At 65.3% G+C, this 16913-nt stretch carries 14 protein-coding genes, 1 tRNA gene and 1 pseudogene; 7 read left to right on the top strand and 9 right to left on the bottom strand.

Annotation, left to right across the window (positions count from 1 at the left end):
• Positions 1-27 precede the first annotated feature (27 nt).
• Positions 28-1152 (top strand): GNAT family N-acetyltransferase, encoded by a 1125-nt coding sequence (locus tag AC1D2L_RS16825; RefSeq protein WP_476847036.1) that lies wholly within the window; start codon positions 28-30, stop codon positions 1150-1152.
• Here AC1D2L_RS16825 and AC1D2L_RS16820 read toward each other — a convergent pair.
• The 3 genes from AC1D2L_RS16820 to AC1D2L_RS16810 all read right to left on the bottom strand — a co-directional run bounded on the left by AC1D2L_RS16820 (position 1124) and on the right by AC1D2L_RS16810 (position 4620).
• Entirely contained in the window at positions 1124-2743 is a 1620-nt protein-coding gene (locus tag AC1D2L_RS16820; protein ID WP_476847035.1) for an AMP-binding protein, read from the bottom strand. The two genes, AC1D2L_RS16825 and AC1D2L_RS16820, sit on opposite strands and share 29 nt — an antisense overlap.
• Before the next feature lie 152 nt (positions 2744-2895).
• On the bottom strand, positions 2896-3972 hold the full coding sequence (locus AC1D2L_RS16815; protein WP_476847034.1) for an ABC transporter substrate-binding protein: 1077 nt from the start codon (positions 3970-3972) through the stop codon (positions 2896-2898).
• A 192-nt stretch (positions 3973-4164) separates the two neighbouring features.
• Entirely contained in the window at positions 4165-4620 is a 456-nt protein-coding gene (locus AC1D2L_RS16810) for an Lrp/AsnC ligand binding domain-containing protein (RefSeq protein WP_476847033.1), read from the bottom strand.
• 133 nt (positions 4621-4753) lie between these two features.
• Between AC1D2L_RS16810 and putA the strand changes: the two genes are divergently transcribed.
• Positions 4754-7867 carry a bifunctional proline dehydrogenase/L-glutamate gamma-semialdehyde dehydrogenase PutA gene (gene putA / locus AC1D2L_RS16805; RefSeq protein ID WP_476847032.1) on the top strand — a complete coding sequence of 1038 codons (3114 nt, stop codon included), beginning with the start codon at positions 4754-4756 and terminating at the stop codon, positions 7865-7867.
• Between the two features lie 130 nt (positions 7868-7997).
• On the opposite strand, the gene AC1D2L_RS16800 is transcribed toward putA, so the two are convergent.
• The 4 genes from AC1D2L_RS16800 to AC1D2L_RS16785 all read right to left on the bottom strand — a co-directional run bounded on the left by AC1D2L_RS16800 (position 7998) and on the right by AC1D2L_RS16785 (position 10876).
• Positions 7998-9161 carry a mandelate racemase/muconate lactonizing enzyme family protein gene (locus AC1D2L_RS16800; RefSeq protein WP_476847031.1) on the bottom strand — a complete coding sequence of 388 codons (1164 nt, stop codon included), beginning with the start codon at positions 9159-9161 and terminating at the stop codon, positions 7998-8000.
• Between the two features lie 71 nt (positions 9162-9232).
• Positions 9233-9718 (bottom strand): DUF1178 family protein, encoded by a 486-nt coding sequence (locus tag AC1D2L_RS16795; RefSeq protein WP_476847030.1) that lies wholly within the window; start codon positions 9716-9718, stop codon positions 9233-9235.
• Positions 9719-9745: 27 nt separating this feature from the next.
• Positions 9746-10003: a glutaredoxin 3 gene (gene grxC, locus AC1D2L_RS16790; protein ID WP_476847029.1), complete on the bottom strand. Its 258-nt coding sequence runs from the start codon at positions 10001-10003 to the stop codon at positions 9746-9748.
• Between the two features lie 72 nt (positions 10004-10075).
• On the bottom strand, positions 10076-10876 hold the full coding sequence (locus AC1D2L_RS16785; protein WP_476847028.1) for a ComF family protein: 801 nt from the start codon (positions 10874-10876) through the stop codon (positions 10076-10078).
• A 180-nt stretch (positions 10877-11056) separates the two neighbouring features.
• Here AC1D2L_RS16785 and AC1D2L_RS16780 point away from each other — a divergent pair, with 180 nt between their 5' ends.
• Both AC1D2L_RS16780 and AC1D2L_RS16775 read left to right on the top strand, forming a co-directional pair.
• The gene (locus AC1D2L_RS16780; RefSeq protein ID WP_476847027.1) at positions 11057-12169 is read left to right on the top strand and encodes an alkene reductase; all 1113 of its coding nucleotides are present in this window, start codon (positions 11057-11059) and stop codon (positions 12167-12169) included.
• 128 nt (positions 12170-12297) lie between these two features.
• Positions 12298-12372, top strand: a tRNA-Glu gene (locus tag AC1D2L_RS16775).
• A 959-nt stretch (positions 12373-13331) separates the two neighbouring features.
• Here the strand turns inward: AC1D2L_RS16775 and AC1D2L_RS16770 are convergent.
• A pseudogene (locus AC1D2L_RS16770) lies at positions 13332-13508 on the bottom strand (IS6 family transposase); the annotation flags it as partial.
• A gap of 166 nt (positions 13509-13674) precedes the next feature.
• Between AC1D2L_RS16770 and AC1D2L_RS16765 the strand changes: the two are divergent.
• Entirely contained in the window at positions 13675-13806 is a 132-nt protein-coding gene (locus AC1D2L_RS16765; RefSeq protein WP_476847026.1) for a hypothetical protein, read from the top strand.
• 370 nt (positions 13807-14176) lie between these two features.
• On the opposite strand, the gene AC1D2L_RS16760 is transcribed toward AC1D2L_RS16765, so the two are convergent.
• Entirely contained in the window at positions 14177-15025 is an 849-nt protein-coding gene (locus AC1D2L_RS16760; protein ID WP_476847025.1) for a sugar transferase, read from the bottom strand.
• A 461-nt stretch (positions 15026-15486) separates the two neighbouring features.
• On the opposite strand from AC1D2L_RS16760, the gene rfbC reads away from it, so the two are divergent.
• Together rfbC and AC1D2L_RS16750 are read left to right on the top strand one after the other, a co-directional pair.
• Positions 15487-16038 carry a dTDP-4-dehydrorhamnose 3,5-epimerase gene (gene rfbC / locus AC1D2L_RS16755; protein ID WP_476847024.1) on the top strand — a complete coding sequence of 184 codons (552 nt, stop codon included), beginning with the start codon at positions 15487-15489 and terminating at the stop codon, positions 16036-16038.
• A 4-nt stretch (positions 16039-16042) separates the two neighbouring features.
• A complete protein-coding gene (locus AC1D2L_RS16750) occupies positions 16043-16912 on the top strand; it encodes an NAD-dependent epimerase/dehydratase family protein (protein ID WP_476847023.1) in 870 nt (289 codons plus the stop codon).
• The last annotated feature ends 1 nt before the right edge of the window (position 16913 follow it).

The following is a 16913-nucleotide window of genomic DNA, read 5'->3' as shown; positions in this document are numbered from 1 at the left end:
CGGTCCAAGCCGGGACGGGCAGGGCAGATGAACCAGATCATGGCGTTGAGGGGGCCGGCAACCAACGCGGGCTCGAGCCCTCCGACCGGCGCGGCCGGCATGCCAAGCGAGTTGCCTATCCGCATCGACATCCGCCTGCTCTCGGCATGTGCCGAGATCCGGCAGGAGTGGTGCGATCTGGCAGCGCGCACGCTGGAGCCCAACCTGTTCTTCGAGCCTGAATTCCTGCTCGCCGCCAGCCAGCATCTGATCGCGTTTCGCGACGCCTGCGCGATCCTGGTCTGGCAAGGCGAGGCCGGCGATGCGCGGCGCAGGCTCGTGGGGTTCATCCCGTGCTTCCCGCGCAACCGTCTTTTCCTCCCCGAACAACTGATCGGCCTGTCCGACGCGCGCATTCTCAACGGCGCGCCGCTGCTGGACGCCAGGCAGGCGCAAGCTGTGATCGCCGCCGTGCTCAGCCTTCGGCGCGGCTGGGAACTTCTGGGGCGCGGCCTCATGCTGCGCCGGGTCGATCTCGACAGTCCGCTGGTGACGCCGCTGCTGCGCGCGGCCGAACAGCTCAGCCTGTCCGCGACGCTGCACCCGATGGTACGTCCGCCGGTCGCGGCAGACGCGGCCCCCGACATCGAGGCGCGGCGACGGTCATTGGCCGAACTGGGCAAGCTCGCCCTTGTCGAGGCCAGCTCCCGCAGCGATCTGCGCGACCATGTCGAGTTGCTGCTGGCGCTGGACGCATCGGGGCAGCGCGGGCGGCTCGGCAGGGCGCTGCTTCAGGACGCGAGGGAGGTCGCGTTCCTGCGCGCCATGACGCGTGGGCTTGCCGGTTCGCGGCAATGTCGGGTCTCACTGTTGACGCTGGACGGCAGGCCCATCGCGGGGGCGCTGGTGCTGGGGCGATCGCGGCGCGGCTGGCTGCACATGCTGAGCCATGACGAGACCTACGCGGCCTTCGCGCCCGAGCGCATCCTGCTCGCAATGATGCAACAGGCGGCGCCGACACGTGAGATCCTGCATCCCGGCCTGCCGGCCTGCGCCGGCTTCGGCGACCTCGACCTGACCCCGCGAGCGGCGCTCAGGCCGCGCGACCTCGCCGGCCGTGCCCGGGCGGCGCTGCAGCGCGGCTTCAGGCTTCCGCGCGCAGGACACGCCTGATGATCTTGCCGGTCGTCGTCAGGGGCAGTTCGTCCCGGAAGGCGATCTCGCGCGGATATTCATGGGCCGACAGGCGCTTGCGGACGAAGGCCTGAAGCTCGCGCGCCAATTCGGGCGAGGGCGCGCGGCCCGCCTTCAGCACCACGAAGGCTTTGACGATCTCGGTGCGTAGCGCATCGGGCTTGCCAACCACGGCTGCCAGCGACACCGCCTCGTGCTTGAGCAGGCAGTCCTCGATCTCGCCGGGGCCGATGCGATAGCCGGACGAGGTGATCACATCGTCGTCGCGGCCGATGAAGCGGACATAACCGTCGCGGTCCTGGACACCCTGGTCGCCGGTCGTCATCCAGTCGCCGATGAACTTGGCTTCGGTTGCCTCCGGATTGCGCCAATAGCCCAGGAACATCACGGGATCGGGGCGGCGCACCGCGATCTGACCCTCTTCCTCCCCCTCGCAGACGCTGCCGTCGGGACGGATGATCGCGACTTCATGGCCAGGGACGGCCTTGCCGATGAAGCCCGGGCGGGTGACGCCGAGCGCGGCGCAGGAGCCGAGCACGAGATTGCATTCGGTCTGGCCATAGGCCTCATTAACGGTGAGGCCGAGCGCATCGCGGCCCCATTCGAGCGTCGGCGCGCCGAGCGCCTCGCCAGCGGCCGCGACCGTGCGCAGGTCGAAAGCGAAGGACCGGCGCGGCGCGTCGACGCTGCGCAGCATCCGTAGTGCCGTCGGCGGCACGAAGGCATTGCGGATGCGCAAATCAGCCAGCAGGCGAAACGCCTCCTCGGGCTCGAAGCGCGTCACCGGGCGCGCGACGACCGCGATCCCGAAATGCAGTGCCGGCAAAAGCATGTTGAGCAGCCCGCCGGCCCAGGCCCAGTCGGCCGGCGTCCAGGCGAGGTCTCCGCCCTGCGGAAAGAACTCATGGGCAAACTGTACGCCGGGCAGATGGCCCGGCAGCACGCGGTGGCCATGCAGCGCGCCCTTGGGATTGCCGGTTGTGCCGGAGGTGTAGATCATCAAGGCGGGATCGTCGGGGCTGGTGTCGACCGGCGCGAATTCGGGGCTCGCTGCGGCCAGTATCGCGTCCCAGTCCAGGACGCCGGAGGCGGGGCCATCGGTCGAGACGAGGAGGTCGAGTTCCGGCAACGGTTCGGCGATCTCGCCGATCTTGGCGAGACCTGCAGCATTGGCGATCACGACCCTGGCGCCTGAATCGACCAGGCGATAGGCCAGCGCATCGACCCCGAACAGCGCGGCCAGCGGCACCGCGATGGCGCCGAGCTTGTAGGCGGCGAGATGGGCCGTGAGCACGGCCTTGCCCTGAGGCAGCAGGATGGCGATCCGGTCGCCGCGAGAGATGCCCCGGGCGCGAAGGGCGTTTGCGAGGCGGTTTGACGCCTCGCGCAACGCGGCGAAGCTGACGGGGGTCACCTGCCAGTCCTGCGAGACCTCGATGATGGCGGTGCGCTGCGGCGCGATCGCGGCCCAGCGGTCGCAGATGTCGACGGCGATGTTGTAGCGCTCGGGGATCTGCCAGCGGAAAGCGGCGCGCAGGGAAGCGTAGTCGCGCAGGTCGGGGAGGTTCAATTCAATCGTCCGGTGGGAAAGGCGCGGCACGATAGGGAGCCGGCGGCGCGCTGTCACCGTGGCCTTAGGTCAAAGCGCCATGCATCGGCACCGGGGCGCCGCGTGCTCATGTCGCGCGGGCGCCTTGGCGACAGCCGCCGGGGATGCACGGGTCAGGGCGTTGCGGGGAACATCCGCTCCGTCGCGGGCGGCAGGTACGCGTCGGTGAAGGCTTCGCCGGCCTTTGCCTTGTTGCGAAAATCGAAAGTCAGGCCGATCTGGTCGAGCGCGCGGCCCCAGCGTGCGGGATCAACGCCACCGAAGCCGTTGGCGCGCGCATAGGGCGTCATCACGCTCTGTTCCAGCGTCATCTTCAGCCGCTCCAGTTCGACTTCGATCCTGGCGATATCGTTGCGCTTGATCACGATCTGCGCCCCGAGATCGGGGTCGGCGACGGTGTCCTGGATGCTCCGGACCAGAGCGCGCAGCAGGCCGCGAACCACGTCGGGCTTCTCGGCCAGGAATTTGGGCGCCACCATCACGGCGTTGCCGTAGAGCTCCAGGCCGTAATCGGCCATCAGCATCACGACGATGTCGTCGACGGGCACGCCGCGCGATTTAAGATTCACGTAGGACGAGCTGGCAAAGCCGAAGACCGCATCGACCTCGCCCGAGGCGAGCATGGGCTCGCGCACCGGGAAGCCGATGTTCTCCAGCCGGATCTTGCTGTCGTCGAGCTTGTTGAGCGTCTTGAAGATCGGCCATTGCGCGAAGGCGGCATCCGCGGCGGGTGCGCCGAGCTTGCGCCCCTCCAGGCTCTTGGCCTCGCTCGTGACGCCGCGGCTCTTGCGCCCGGTGATGGCGAAAGGCGGCTTGTCATAGACCATCATCACGGCCTTGAGGTCGATGCTGGGGTTTTCGTCGCGAAAGCGGATCAGCGAATTCACGTCGCCGAAGCCGACATCGAAATTGCCAGAGGCGACGCGCTGTACCGTGTCGCGGGAGCCGTTGCCGGTCTCGATGGTAACGTCCAGGCCCTCGGCTTTGAAGTAGCCCTTTTCCTGGGCCATCAGGAACAGTGCGGATGGCCCCTCGAAACGCCAGTCGAGCGTGAAGCGGACCGGCGTCTGGGCCTGTGCCGCCTGCGGGCCTGCCATCGGGGCGCCCGACACCAACGCTGCCGCAGCTACGATGCGGACGAGGCAATGCCGTGAGAACGACATGGCAGCGGCATGCAGGCTCCTGAACATCACAAACTCCGCGCGGACGCCATTGGCGGTCCCGAACTCGCACCAGGGAAAAAAGGCCGTGTCCCCGGCCGAGGCTGCTGACGCGCAAAGCGGCAGGTCTCGCGCAAGGACACTGTCGTGACGGCACTGTGCCACAACAAGTCCTGCCACAGGATGAACAGAGCGCCCCGGCGCCTTCAAATCCGAATGAATCTAGAGAGGCAGCGCGCCGTCGGTCTTGACCTCTTCCATCACCGCATAGGTCCGGGTTTCGCGCACGGCCGGCAGGGCCAGCAGGACTTCGCCGAGGAAGCGGCGATAGGCGTTCATATCGGCGACGCGCGTCTTGACGAGATAGTCGAAGCCGCCCGCAACCATATGGCATTCCAGGACCTCGGGCGCGTGCTTCACGGCGGCGGCGAAACGCTCGAAGGCGTCCGGCGTGGTCTTGTCGAGATAGACCTCGACGAAGACGAGCAGGTTCAGCCCGAGCTTCAGCGGATCGAGTGTCGCGCGATAGCCGGTGATGTAGCCGTCACGGGTCAGGCGCTTCAGCCGCTCGCCGACTGCGGTGGGCGACAGCCCGACCTTTTCGGCCAGCTCGACACCGGCGATGCGGCCGTCGGATTGCACTAGCGTCAGGATGCGACGGTCGGTCCGGTCGAGCACGGGATAATTCTCTTTTGAAGAGGCGAATGTCCGGTATTCCTAAAGGTCGAATTCGAAAAATGCCAATTGATATGCGCCACTCAAGGCGAGATGGTTGAGATCATCCCGTCGCTTCTGATCCGGAGCCTTTTTCATGGCCGTCACCGCCTCCAAGCTCGCCGCCTCCGTGCCGGCGTTCCGCGCACCCTATGCGGAGGATGACGGCGCCATCGCGACGCGTTTGCTCGCTGGCACGCGGCGCGAACCGGCTGCGAAGGCGCGTATCGATGCTCGCGCGACCGACCTGATCGACGCCATCCGCACCCGCAAGGTCGGCCTCGGCGGGATCGAGGAACTGCTGCGCGAATATTCGCTCTCCACCAAGGAGGGGTTGGCGCTGATGGTGCTGGCCGAGGCGCTGCTGCGCGTGCCGGATGCTGCGACCGCCGACCAGTTGATCGAGGACAAGCTCGGCCAAGGCGATTTCGCCAACCACGAATCGAAGTCCGACGCCTTCCTGGTCTCGGCCTCGGCCTGGGCGCTGGGCATCACTGCCCGCGTGATCCAGCCGGGCGAGACGCCGACGGGCATTATCGGCGGTCTCGCCAAGCGGCTGGGCGTGCCGACCGTGCGCACCGCGACCCGCCAGGCCATGCGCGTGATGGGCAACCATTTCGTGCTCGGGCAGACGATCCAGGAGGCGCTGAAGCGCGCCGGCTCCAAGACCGGTAAGCTCTACCGCTATTCCTTCGACATGCTGGGCGAGGGCGCCCGCACGCAAGCCGACGCCGACCGCTATCTGGCGTCCTACGCCGCGGCGATCGAAGCCATCGGCAAGTCCGCCGGCAATGACGCGCTGCCCAACCGGCCCGGCATCTCCGTAAAGCTCTCGGCGCTGCATCCGCGCTATGACGCGACCAACCACGAGCGCGTGCTGGCGGAGCTGGTTCCGAAGGTGATCGAACTCGCCCGGCAGGCCAAGGGCTACGACCTCAACTTCACCATCGATGCCGAGGAGGCCGACCGGCTCGAGCTTTCGCTCGACGTGATCGACGCCGTCTTCGCCGATCCGTCGCTGGCGGGTTGGGACGGCTTTGGCCTCGCGATCCAGGCCTATCAGAAGCGCGCCTCGGCGGTGATCGACCATATCGGGGCGCTGGCGGAAGCGCATGGCGGCCGGATGATGGTGCGCCTCGTCAAGGGCGCCTATTGGGACACCGAACTGAAGCGGGCGCAGGAGCGCGGGCTCGTCGATTATCCCGTCTTCACCCGCAAGGCGATGACGGACCTCAACTACGAGGCCTGCGCCGCCCAGTTGCTGGCCCTGCGGCCGCATATCATCCCGCAATTTGCGACCCATAACGCACTCACCGTCGCGACCGTCGCCGAGATGGCGGGCGATGCCGAAGGCTTCGAGTTCCAGCGCCTGCACGGCATGGGCGAGGCGCTCTACGAGCGGCTGCTCGCCGACAAGGCGGCCTACGCCTGCCGCACCTATGCGCCGGTCGGCGGCCATCAGGACCTGCTCGCCTATCTCGTGCGCCGCCTGCTCGAAAACGGGGCGAACTCGTCCTTCGTCAGCGTCTCCGGTGATCCCGATGTGCCGGTGGCGACCTTGCTGGTGCCGCCCGCCGACATCATCGGCAATGCCGGCGCCGCGCGCCACCGCCGCATTCCCTTGCCGAGCGATCTTTTCGGCCCCTCGCGCAAGAACTCGGCCGGTGTCGAACTCGGCCATGAGGAGAGCCTGGACGCCCTGCTGGCGGAGATCGCCAGCGCGACGGCAAAGCCGTTCCCGGCCGCGAGCGCGATCATCGACGGCAAGGCCGAGGGCGGGGCGCCTCGCACCGTCTTCTCGCCGATCGATGGCAAGGCGATCGGCACGGTCGCCGAGGCCGATGCAGCGCTGGCAGACCGTGCGGTACGGGCCGCCAAGGCTGGTTTTGCGCGCTGGAGCCAGACGCCGGCCCGCGCGCGCGCTGCCGCCCTGCGCAAGGCCGCAGACCTGATGGAGGAGCGGCGTGGCCTGCTGCTCGCCCTGCTTCAGGCCGAGGCCGGCAAGACGCTGGACGACGCCATCTCGGAGGTGCGCGAGGCCGTCGATTTCTGTCGCTACTACGCTGCCGAGGCCGAGGCGAAGTTCGCCACCTCGACGCTGCTCCCCGGTCCGACCGGCGAGGAGAATAGGCTGATCCTGCGCGGTCGCGGGCCGTTCCTGTGCATCGCGCCCTGGAACTTTCCGCTCGCGATCTTCGCCGGACAGGTCGCGGCTGCGCTGGTCGCCGGCAACAGCGTCGTCGCCAAGCCGGCGCCGCAGACTCCGCTAATCGCGGCTGTCACGGTGCGCCTGCTGCACGAGGCCGGCGTGCCGGTCTCGGCGCTGCACTTGATGCCGGGGGATGGCGCGCTGGGCGCGGCGCTGGTCGCGCATCCTGCGGTGGCCGGTGTGGCCTTTACCGGATCAACAGCAACGGCGCGCGCGATCAACCGGGCGCTGGCCGCCAAGGACGGGCCGATCGTGCCGCTGATCGCCGAGACCGGCGGCTTGAATGCCGTGATCGTCGATGCCACGGCGCTGGCCGAGCAGGTCGCCGACGATGTCGTGATGTCGGCCTTCCGCTCGGCGGGACAGCGCTGCTCGGCGCTGCGCCTGCTGGTCGTGCAGGACGATGTCGCCGACAAGATGATCGAGATGATTACCGGTGCGACCGGCGTGCTCGCACTTGGCGATCCCCGCGAGATCGAGACCCATATCGGCCCGGTGATCGACGCCGCCGCCCGCAAGCGCCTCGACGACCACGTCGCGGCGATGCGCAAGCTCGGCCGCGTCAGCTGGGCGGGCACGACGCCTGACCTCGGCGGCACATATGTCGCGCCGCATGTGATTTCACTGAAGAGCGTCGACGAGCTCAACCAGGAGCATTTCGGGCCGATCCTGCATGTCGTACGCTGGAAGTCGGGCGAACTCGACAAGGTCATCGCCGCGATCGACGCCACCGGCTACGGCCTGACGCTCGGCGTGCATTCGCGCATCGAGACCACCGTCGAACGCGTCGTCGAGCGGCTCTCGACCGGCAATATCTACGTCAACCGCAACATCATTGGCGCGGTTGTCGGCGTGCAGCCCTTCGGCGGCCACGGCCTCTCGGGAACAGGACCCAAGGCCGGCGGCCCGCACTACCTGATGCGCTTCGCGACCGAGCAGACGGTGACGGTCAACACCGCGGCAGCAGGTGGCAATGCCAGCCTGATCGCGATGGGGGAGTGAGGTTTCACTCGGGGCGTCATTGCGAGCGCAGCGAAGCAATCCAGGGGCGGTCGAGCTCTGCGACTCTCTGGACTGCTTCGTCGCCGCGCTCCCCGCAATGACGAAGGCGTGATGCAGGAAGCGGCGGAACCTACTCCGCCAGCTCCCGCATCACCTTGATCAGGTCGCTCTTGCCTTCGAAGCCGATGCCCGCAAGCTCCGGCATGGTGATGTGGCTGTCCTCGACGCGGACGCTGTCGGGGAAGCCGCCATAGGGCTGGAACAGGTCCGGATAGCTCTCATTGCCGCCAAGGCCCAGGCCGGCGGCGATGTTCAGCGACATCTGGTGGCCCCCATGCGGGATGCAGCGGTCCCAGCCCCAGCCCGCGACCTTCAGGGCCGCCAGCGTGCGCTGGTACTCGCACAGGCCATAGCTCAGGGCGCAGTCGAACTGCAGCCAGTCGCGGTCCGGCCGCATGCCGCCATGGCGCAGCAGGTTGCGCGCATCCTGATGGCTGAACAGGTTCTCGCCTGTTGCCATCGGGCCGGGATAGAATTCAGCCAGCGCCGCCTGCAGGGCATAGTCGAGCGGATCGCCGGCCTCCTCGTACCAGAACAGCGGATAGTCGTTCAGCGCCTTGGCATAGGCGATCGCGGTCTCGAGGTCGAAGCGGCCATTGGCGTCGACGGCGAGTTGCGCTTCCCCCCCGATCTCGGCGAGCACAGCCTCGATGCGGCGGCGGTCCTCGGCCAGCGAAGCTCCGCCGATCTTCATCTTCACGACCCTGTAGCCGCGGTCGAGATAGCTGCGCATCTCGGCCCGGAGCGCATCATCGTCCTTGCCGGGATAATAGTAGCCGCCGGCCGCATAGACGAAGACGCGGGGATCGGCCTGGCGGCCATGGCGCTGCGCCAGCAGCCGGAAGAGCGGCTGGCCGGCAATCTTGGCCGTCGCATCCCAGATGGCCATGTCGAGCGTGCCCACCGCGACCGAGCGCTCGCCATGGCCGCCGGGCTTCTCGTTGCGCATCATCGCGGTCCAGGCGCGGTCGGGGTCGAGATTGTCGCCGGAATCGTCGAGCAGGCTCTTGGGCTCGGCCTCAAGCAGGCGTGGCGCGAAGCGCTCGCGGATCAGCCCGCCCTGGCCGTAGCGCCCGTTCGAGTTGAAGCCGTAGCCGACCACACGGCGGCCGTCCCGGACGACGTCGGTAACGACGGCCACGAGGCTCGTCGTCATCTTGCTGAAGTCGATATAGGCATTGCGGATGGGGGAGGCGATCGGCTGCGTGATCTCGCGGACATCGACGATGCGCATGGCTATCCCTTCAGATGGACGGGGATTCCAGATGCCACGCCTGTCGATGCGATGCTACCGTCGAGGCAGGCTCAGTTGCGTGCGCCCGGCAATCCCGGCAGCGGCATGAACTCGACGCCTTCCTCATGCAGCATCCGGGCGTCGTCGTGGCTCGCCTCGCCATAGATCGGCCGGCTGTCAGTCTCGCCGTGATGGATCTTGAGCGCCTCTTCGGCGAAGCGTTTGCCGACATGCTCGGCGTTCTCGGTGACATGCTTGTGTACCGCGGCCAGCACTTCGCGAAAGGCGATCTCCTTTTCGCCCATCAGGGCAAGAGGCGCCGCAGGCGAGGCCACCGCCGAGATCGGCGCCGTGGGCTCGGGCGCCGTCGCGACCATGGCGCGCTCGCGGTCGGTGCGAGCGACATTGGGCGACATGATCGCGCGCTCGACCTTGGCACTGTTGCAGACCGGGCAGGTGACGAAGCCGCGACTGGCCTGGTCCTCGAAGCTGGCGGAGGTCGAAAACCAGCTCTCGAAGCCGTGGGCATTGTCGCAGATCAGGGCGTAGCGGATCATGTCAGGTCAACCGGACGGATATCCGCCTCATCCCGCCAGCAGGGCGTCGAGCTTGCCGCGCGACTCCAGCGCATGGATGTCATCGCTGCCGCCGACATGCAGGTCGCCAATGAAGATCTGGGGCACCGAGGTGCGGCCGCCGGCGCGCTCGGTCATCGCCGGGCGCAGGTCCGGCGCGCTCTCGACGTCGATCTCGTCGAAGGCGACGCCCTTCTTCGTCAGCAGAGCCTTGGCGGACTGGCAGTAGGGGCACCAGGAGGTCGTGTAGATCGTAACCGGAGGCATCGCGTAATCCATCGGCTTTTCGGGTGAGGGCGAAACTGATCTGCATATAGTGCGCCTCGGCGGCGTCCGCTATCACGCATCGGTGACGACGCGCGCGAAGGTCAGCACGTCGACTCGGGTTGCCCCGGCCCTCAGCAGCGCGCGCGCCGCCGCGTTGACCGTGGCGCCGGTCGTCAGGACGTCGTCGACGAGCAGCACGCTGCGGCCCTCGATCGCTGGCTTGGAGTCGGGCGGCACCTTGAAGGCGCCTTGCAGATTGTCGGCGCGCTGCGCGCGGGTGAGCCCGATCTGCTGGCGCGTGCGCTTCACCCGCGCCAGCGCGACAGGTTGGAGCGGCAGGCCTGCGAGGCGCGCCACCACGGCGCCCAGAGCCGAGGCCTGGTTGAAGCGTCGCGTCCAGAGCCGAGTGCGATGCAGCGGCACGGGCACGAGGAGGTCCGCATCGGGCAAAAGCTCCCGGCCCGCCTGCGCCATCATGCGCCCGAGCGTCAGCGCGAGTTCCTGCCGGTCGCCATATTTCAGCTTGTGAACGAGGTCGCGGGCGGTGCCGTCGAAGCGGCAGACCGCGCGCGCCCGCCCGAAGACCGGCGGATCGGCGATGGCGGCGGGCGAAAGCAGGCCAGCGCCGAGATCGACCGCGAAGGGCGTGCCCAGCCTTTCGCAATAGGGCCGCTCGATGAAGCCGATGCCGGACCAGCAGCCGGGACAGAGCGCCTGCGCCTGGCCAACCGCCGCGTGGCAGGCGATGCAACTCGGCGGATAGACCACGCCAATGACGGCATTCAGCCCTGCACGAAGCGCAGTGCGGCCCTGTGCCAGCAGGCGCCGGGAGGGGTTCGATCTCTTTTGGCCGTCTCCGGCGCTTTCGTTCATCTGAAGCGCGCTCCCGCCCCGGATGAATTTTCCGAACGCACTCCGGCTGGGCGCCGTGCCTCTGCCATTGTCACGGGCAATGCCCATCTAGGACCGGAACCGGTGCGATTGACGACAGACGTGTCCCGCCACGAAGCTGCCGATCCGCGCCCGCAGCCAGCTGAACGAGAGAGACCGAGCATGACCGTCACGTCCATCGCCTCCACGCCCGAGCTGTTCACGCCGCTCCAGCTCGGCGACATCACCCTCAAGAACCGCGTCGTCATGGCGCCGCTGACCCGCAACCGCGCGACGCGCGGCAATGATGCGCCCAACGCGCTGAATGTCGAATATTATCGCCAGCGCGCCGGTGCCGGCCTCATCATCACCGAGGGCACGCAGGTCTCGCAGCAGGGCCAGGGCTATGTCTGGACCCCTGGCATGTATAGCGAGGTGCAGATCGCGGGCTGGCGGGCCGTGACGGATGCCGTCCACGAGGCGGGTGGCAAGATCATCGCCCAGCTCTGGCATGTCGGGCGCGTCAGCCATGTCTCGCTGCAGCCGGGCCATCAGGCTCCGGTCAGCCCGTCGCCGCTGGTCGCCAACACGAAGACCTATATCGAATCGGGCTTCGCCCCGGTCTCGCCGCCACGCGAGCTCAGCCTGGACGAGATTCCCGCCGTGATCGGCGAGTTCGTCGCCGCCGCCGAGAACGCCAAGGCCGCAGGTTTCGACGGCATCGAACTGCACGGCGCCCATGGCTACCTGATCGACCAGTTTTTGCGCGACGGCTCCAACACCCGCACGGACGCCTATGGCGGCTCGATCGAGAACCGCGTGCGCTTCGCGCTGGAGGTCGTGGAGGCCGTCTCGACGGTGTTCCCGAAGGGGCGCGTCGGCATCCGCATTTCGCCGGTGAGCCCGGCCAACGACGCGCGCGATTCCGATCCGCAGGCCCTGTTCACGCATCTCGTCGGCAAGCTCAGCGAGGCCGGCATCGCCTTCATCCATGTCGTCGAGGGCGCGACACGCGAGGCGCGCGACTACATGGAGTTCGACTACGCGCCGCTGCGGCGCGCATTCAAGGGGGCCTACATCGCCAATAACGGGTTCGACCGCGAACTCGCGATCGAGGCCGTGGCGAGCGGGGCTGCCGACGCCGTCGCCTTTGGCCGCCTGTTCATCGCCAATCCCGACCTGGTCGAGCGCCTGACGCACAACGCGCCGCTCAACACGCCCGATGTCGGGACCTTCTACGGCGGAGATGCGGTGGGCTACACGGACTATCCCGCCCTGGCCGAGAAGGCGGCGTAAGGACCTCGGCGCCCGGGCGATCGCTTCGTATCGGAGGGCGTTGGCCTCCGATACGAATTTTCTACGCGGATGCAGAAAAACGGTTGCGGTCTCACGGCAGGCCGACTACACAGCAGCCCTGCCGCGCTGCTCCCATCGTCTAGCGGTTAGGACGTCGCCCTCTCACGGCGAAAACTGGGGTTCGATTCCCCATGGGAGCGCCATCGGCCAGCTAAGCCCTTGCAGGGCTTAAGCTTCCGGTAAATCAACGGTTTACTCAGCTCGGGGTGTCATACATTTTGGCAGTCATGAGCAGCAAAATCGTGCCTAAAATTCCCTATCTGATCGTCCGCAACGGCCGGTTCTATTTCGATATGCGCGTGCCGGAGGACGTGGTCGACGCATAAAAAGCTAAGTACAAGCGCAAGACCGGAGCCGACCGCACGACCGCGACTATCCGGGAGAGCCTCAAGACCAAGGACCGGAAGCAGGCGCTTCGCGAGATGGCCAAGAAGCTAAGCTTCTACTTGGCTCGGTTTGACGAGCTGCGTCGCCCGGGTGACGCCGAAATGGCTTTTGCTGCGAAGATAATCCGCCATGACCTGAGCAAGTTTAGCCGGGCCGAGTTGGAACGCTTGGTGACGCGCTTGTGTCGAAGCGGCCGCTGTTAGTCCCCCAATCGACAGCGAGGATCGGGGCGAACTCGTCGAGGAATGGTCTGACACGCTCGCCCGAGTGAGCGACCGCCATGACGAAGAGGGTAACGAGCGGGTGCAACACACCGCCGATCACATTTGCTTGGGGCGGGTTGGCCTCACATTGACAGCGCCGTTGGCGCCATCACGCGTCACCTTCCTGTCGTGGATGTCGATCGGACGGCAAGGTAATATGGCGTTTGATCGACCTCGTGCGCCGGGCCAGTGTTGAAGGCAGCCGGCTCGCCTTGGCTGACTTGAAGGGCGTGCCATTTACGCCGTCCGATGCGCTTTTTGAAACTGGGTTCAATCTGGCAGAGGCCAACGACAAGCTCGGGCCGCTCCTTTCCGAGGCTATCGCCTCTTGGAAAGACGGCAGCGGCGTACGGGGCTCTCGGAAACCCCGCCCCCTAACGGCGATGGAAGCAGCCAACGCTGTTCGACGTTTCACCGAGCTGCACGGCGATACGAGTGTCGGAGAGATCCCGCCCGAATTTCAACGCCCAGCGCCGCGCCGTCTCATAGGAGACGACGATGCCGCGTTCCAGCAGCATTTCCTCCACCAGGCGAAGGCTCAGCGGGAAGCGAAAATACAGCCACACCGCATGCGCAATGATCGCAGGTGGGAACCGATGGCGCTTGTAGCTGACACAGGGCAGGCTCATCCTCGGCCAGCTACACCACTTCCCGCCACGCCGACGTTAACGTGACAACGCCCCATCGTCGTCGGCGCTGACAGCCGTGGCGAGTTCGCCTTCGGGGCGATGAAGGCCAGGCTCGACATCCCCAACCTCCCCCATTGCCTTCATCACATGGGCCGGCTTCGACGAGATGGACGAAGTCGCCGGCGATGGCCCCGCCGAACTGCTCGCCGACGCCCTGATCGGTATCACATTCGCCTATTGCAACGGTGACGAGGCCATCCTCAATAACAGGCGGGCGTCCTCTTCAGCGGCCTGTTAGGGCTTTGCTGCGGGCTACAAATGGTGACGGGCTACGCGCGGACGGAGCTAGCGTCGTCACCCGAAAAAAGCTGAAACTCTGCGTTCAGTGTACCCGAACGGCAGCGAAAGACGGCACATCATCCTCCAGCCTGCGGCTCAGACCCGAAAACAAGAGCCGCCCCCCGGCGGCTCTCACTCTCGATCTATATCGTGATGACAAGTCGCCACGCAGACCCCCATCGGAAACACTTCCGCCGAAGACAAAAGTCACCCTGAATACCAAGAATGGTCTTGCGCCGCCCTCGTCTCTGGATTGCCGAATTTTACCGCGCAGCTATCGATCAAATGCCTTCGTTATTGCCAACGCGCTGCTTATGTCTTTGGGGGGGTCAAGGATGTCCGTGGAGACCTTTAGCGCTGGAGATCATACGGATGCGCTGGCGTTCGAGGGCGGAGGCCGGGAGTTCCGTCGATTGGGACCGGCGGCTTGCCGCGCTGGGGATAAGTGTTGCCAGGGCCAGTCCCGCACGGGCACTCCGGCTCTGTGCCGATCGGATTGCATTCTGACGGGCGGCTTCATTTGCCAGAAGATTCTCGACCTGATCCACGCTCATTGGCTTACGCAGGTGGAGACCAATGAATACGGTATAAATCAGTATCTTGACGTCGAGCATCATCGAATAGCTTTCGAGGACGAGGCAGCAATAATCGTGTTCCAGGCGGAGCCTATCGGCGTCGGTGATCGCATCGCGGCCAATCAACTGGATTGGACCTGTCAGGCCGGACACCGCGAGGAAGCGAGCCTCTGCATCTGGGAATTCTTCCTTGAGCGAGGATATTACATTTTCAGGCAGGGGCCGATTGCCGACAATACTCATCCAGCCGGCGATCACGTGAAGCAATTGCGGCATTTCGGTAATCATCAACCGTTCGATCCACCGCCCCGCCGGCGTGTAAAGCGGGGAGGAGCTTGCGATGTTCAAGAATCGCGTGCGCTCGACCGCCACCGTCTCTCGATTGGCGATCCGTTCAGCGTCCCTGCGCATGGTCCTGAACTTGGTAATAACCCTGGTTTTATTTCTGTAGATACGTCGCGGTGACCTATAAACGATCGGAAGGCCATCGCTGATCATGATAGACAGCGCAGCAATCGAAAAAACAACAAGTATCACCGGCGACAAGGTGACAATAAGTACCACATCGAAGACGTGCTTACGTGGCGGTTTTCCGAATTTCATGCTATTCCCTTTCATAAGGGAAGGCTGGTCTTATCCGCGTCTGGAAGCTCCCATCCGGTCAACCTTGCGTCAATTAACTCTTAAGAGTTATGTGCAGAGGGGAGGGTCTGAGCTGGCTGGGGCGCGGAAGCTCGCCACTCCGGCGGATCGCCTCCACCTGGACCCAGAGTGTCGCGGATGCGCTTTTCACAAGATGATGAGAAACAACATGTTTTTGTTTCTGTCTTAGCTGACTTCGGGAGCTTTCGTGACCACCGCAGCGTGATATACCGTGTTCCCAGTCCGACCCCGGGACAGCAATGTCGAACGGCCGGGTGGTCCGATGCCCTGGTTCTCTCGCGGGAAGACCTTATTGCAACGAAACGCAGTCTCTCTATTCTCTTGTTGCATTGAGCCTCGCATGAGCGGGTCGATTTCCGATTGAGCTCGTCGGGCCGCAGCTACTGGAAGAGGGCGGCGGGATGAAGTTCTCTGAGACATCCATAGAAGGTGCGTATGAAGTCGATCCGGAGCGGCGCGTTGATCATCGTGGCTTTTTTGCACGGATCTTCTGCGAGCGGACTTTTGTAGAGGCTGGACTGGAAAGTCGTTTCGTCCAGATCAATAATTCGACGAGCGTGCGGCGGGGGACCCTGCGGGGATTACATTATCAGGAGCAACCCCATGCCGAGGCGAAACTGATGCGTGTCGTTCGCGGCGCAATTTTTGATGTCATTGTGGACGTTCGGTCGGGGTCGCCGAGTTTTGGGAAATGGTTCGGCGCGCAACTAGACGACTTCAGCCGAAGGATGATGTACGTGCCGCCCGGGTGTGCACATGGCTTCCTGTCACTCACCGAGGATGTTGAGGTGATTTACATGTCGAGTGCGTATTATGCGCCGGCAGCCGAGCGCGGCGTACGCTTCGATGATCCGTCGATCGGTATCGTTTGGCCCATCCGACCTGTCGATGTTTCCGACAAGGACCGCGCCTGGCCAAACCTTGTCCTAGCCCAACCGGCAGTGGGCGGTTGATACCGTGAGCAGTGCGATCGTCATCGGCGCCCGGGGCTTCCTGGGCTCCCACCTCGTGACCCATCTGAGGGCGCGGGGCCAAGATGTCGAAACACTGAGCTACCGGCCGGGGTGCCACGAGGCTTTTGTCGATTCCTTCCGAATGCGCGTGGCGACGTCCGCGCCGGATCTGGTCATTCACGCGGGGGCATCGCAGAGCGGGCGCGACGACCCGTCCAGCTTGACAGAATTGTCCTTATCGAACGTCGTGCTTCCGGCAGCGATCGCTGTCATCCTGCGCGATAACGCGCCCGAGTGCCAGCTTCTGACCTTTGGAACATCATGGCAGACCAGCGAGACTGGCGTAGCCGAGCCATTCAACGCTTATGCTGCATCAAAGAGTGCGGCGGAAAATTTCCTGGCGCATTTCGCCCTGGATGGCGTCAAGTTGGCTACTCTCCGGCTCTATGACACCTACGGGCCGGGAGATTTCCGTAACAAGGTGGTGAACCTGATCGCCGACGCGATTATCCACCGCAGTGACCTTCCCATGTCGTCAGGAAGGCAGGTGATCGAACTCGTTCATATCCGCGACGTACTTGCGGCGATCGATCTCACGCTGGCACTGCTGCGCGACTCGCGGCCCAGTCATCATCTGGTTTTTTCGGTGCGCTCGGGCAAACCGGTGACGATATTGGAGATCGTGGAGATGCTGACGCGACTGGCTGGCCTCGATCAAGCCGACTTCATCCGCCCAGGCGTTTATCCCTATCGGCCGCGCGAGCGGTTCGCACTGTTCCCGGACACCCCGACGCCTCCGGGATGGATGGCGCAAGTGAGCCTTGAAGATGGGCTTCGCGAATTGCTGATCGAGCGTCGTGATCGCGCTGGTTGAC

The sequence above is a fragment of the Allobosea sp. P1_B10 genome (assembly GCF_056406735.1).
Note: the sequence above shows the minus strand (reverse complement) of the source record. Positions and strands in the feature narration are given on the sequence as shown.

Excerpts from the sequence above, each read along its gene's own strand:
- AC1D2L_RS16815 (WP_476847034.1), bottom strand. The coding sequence starts at position 3,972 with ATGTTCAGGAGCCTGCATGCCGCTGCCATGTCGTTCTCACGGCATTGC.
- AC1D2L_RS16795 (WP_476847030.1), bottom strand. The coding sequence starts at position 9,718 with ATGATCCGCTACGCCCTGATCTGCGACAATGCCCACGGCTTCGAGAGC.
- AC1D2L_RS16780 (WP_476847027.1), top strand. The coding sequence starts at position 11,057 with ATGACCGTCACGTCCATCGCCTCCACGCCCGAGCTGTTCACGCCGCTC.
- AC1D2L_RS16785 (WP_476847028.1), bottom strand. The coding sequence starts at position 10,876 with ATGAACGAAAGCGCCGGAGACGGCCAAAAGAGATCGAACCCCTCCCGG.
- putA (WP_476847032.1), top strand. The coding sequence starts at position 4,754 with ATGGCCGTCACCGCCTCCAAGCTCGCCGCCTCCGTGCCGGCGTTCCGC.
- AC1D2L_RS16765 (WP_476847026.1), top strand. The coding sequence starts at position 13,675 with ATGGACGAAGTCGCCGGCGATGGCCCCGCCGAACTGCTCGCCGACGCC.
- AC1D2L_RS16800 (WP_476847031.1), bottom strand. The coding sequence starts at position 9,161 with ATGCGCATCGTCGATGTCCGCGAGATCACGCAGCCGATCGCCTCCCCC.
- AC1D2L_RS16760 (WP_476847025.1), bottom strand. The coding sequence starts at position 15,025 with ATGAAATTCGGAAAACCGCCACGTAAGCACGTCTTCGATGTGGTACTT.
- grxC (WP_476847029.1), bottom strand. The coding sequence starts at position 10,003 with ATGCCTCCGGTTACGATCTACACGACCTCCTGGTGCCCCTACTGCCAG.
- AC1D2L_RS16825 (WP_476847036.1), top strand. The coding sequence starts at position 28 with ATGAACCAGATCATGGCGTTGAGGGGGCCGGCAACCAACGCGGGCTCG.
- rfbC (WP_476847024.1), top strand. The coding sequence starts at position 15,487 with ATGAAGTTCTCTGAGACATCCATAGAAGGTGCGTATGAAGTCGATCCG.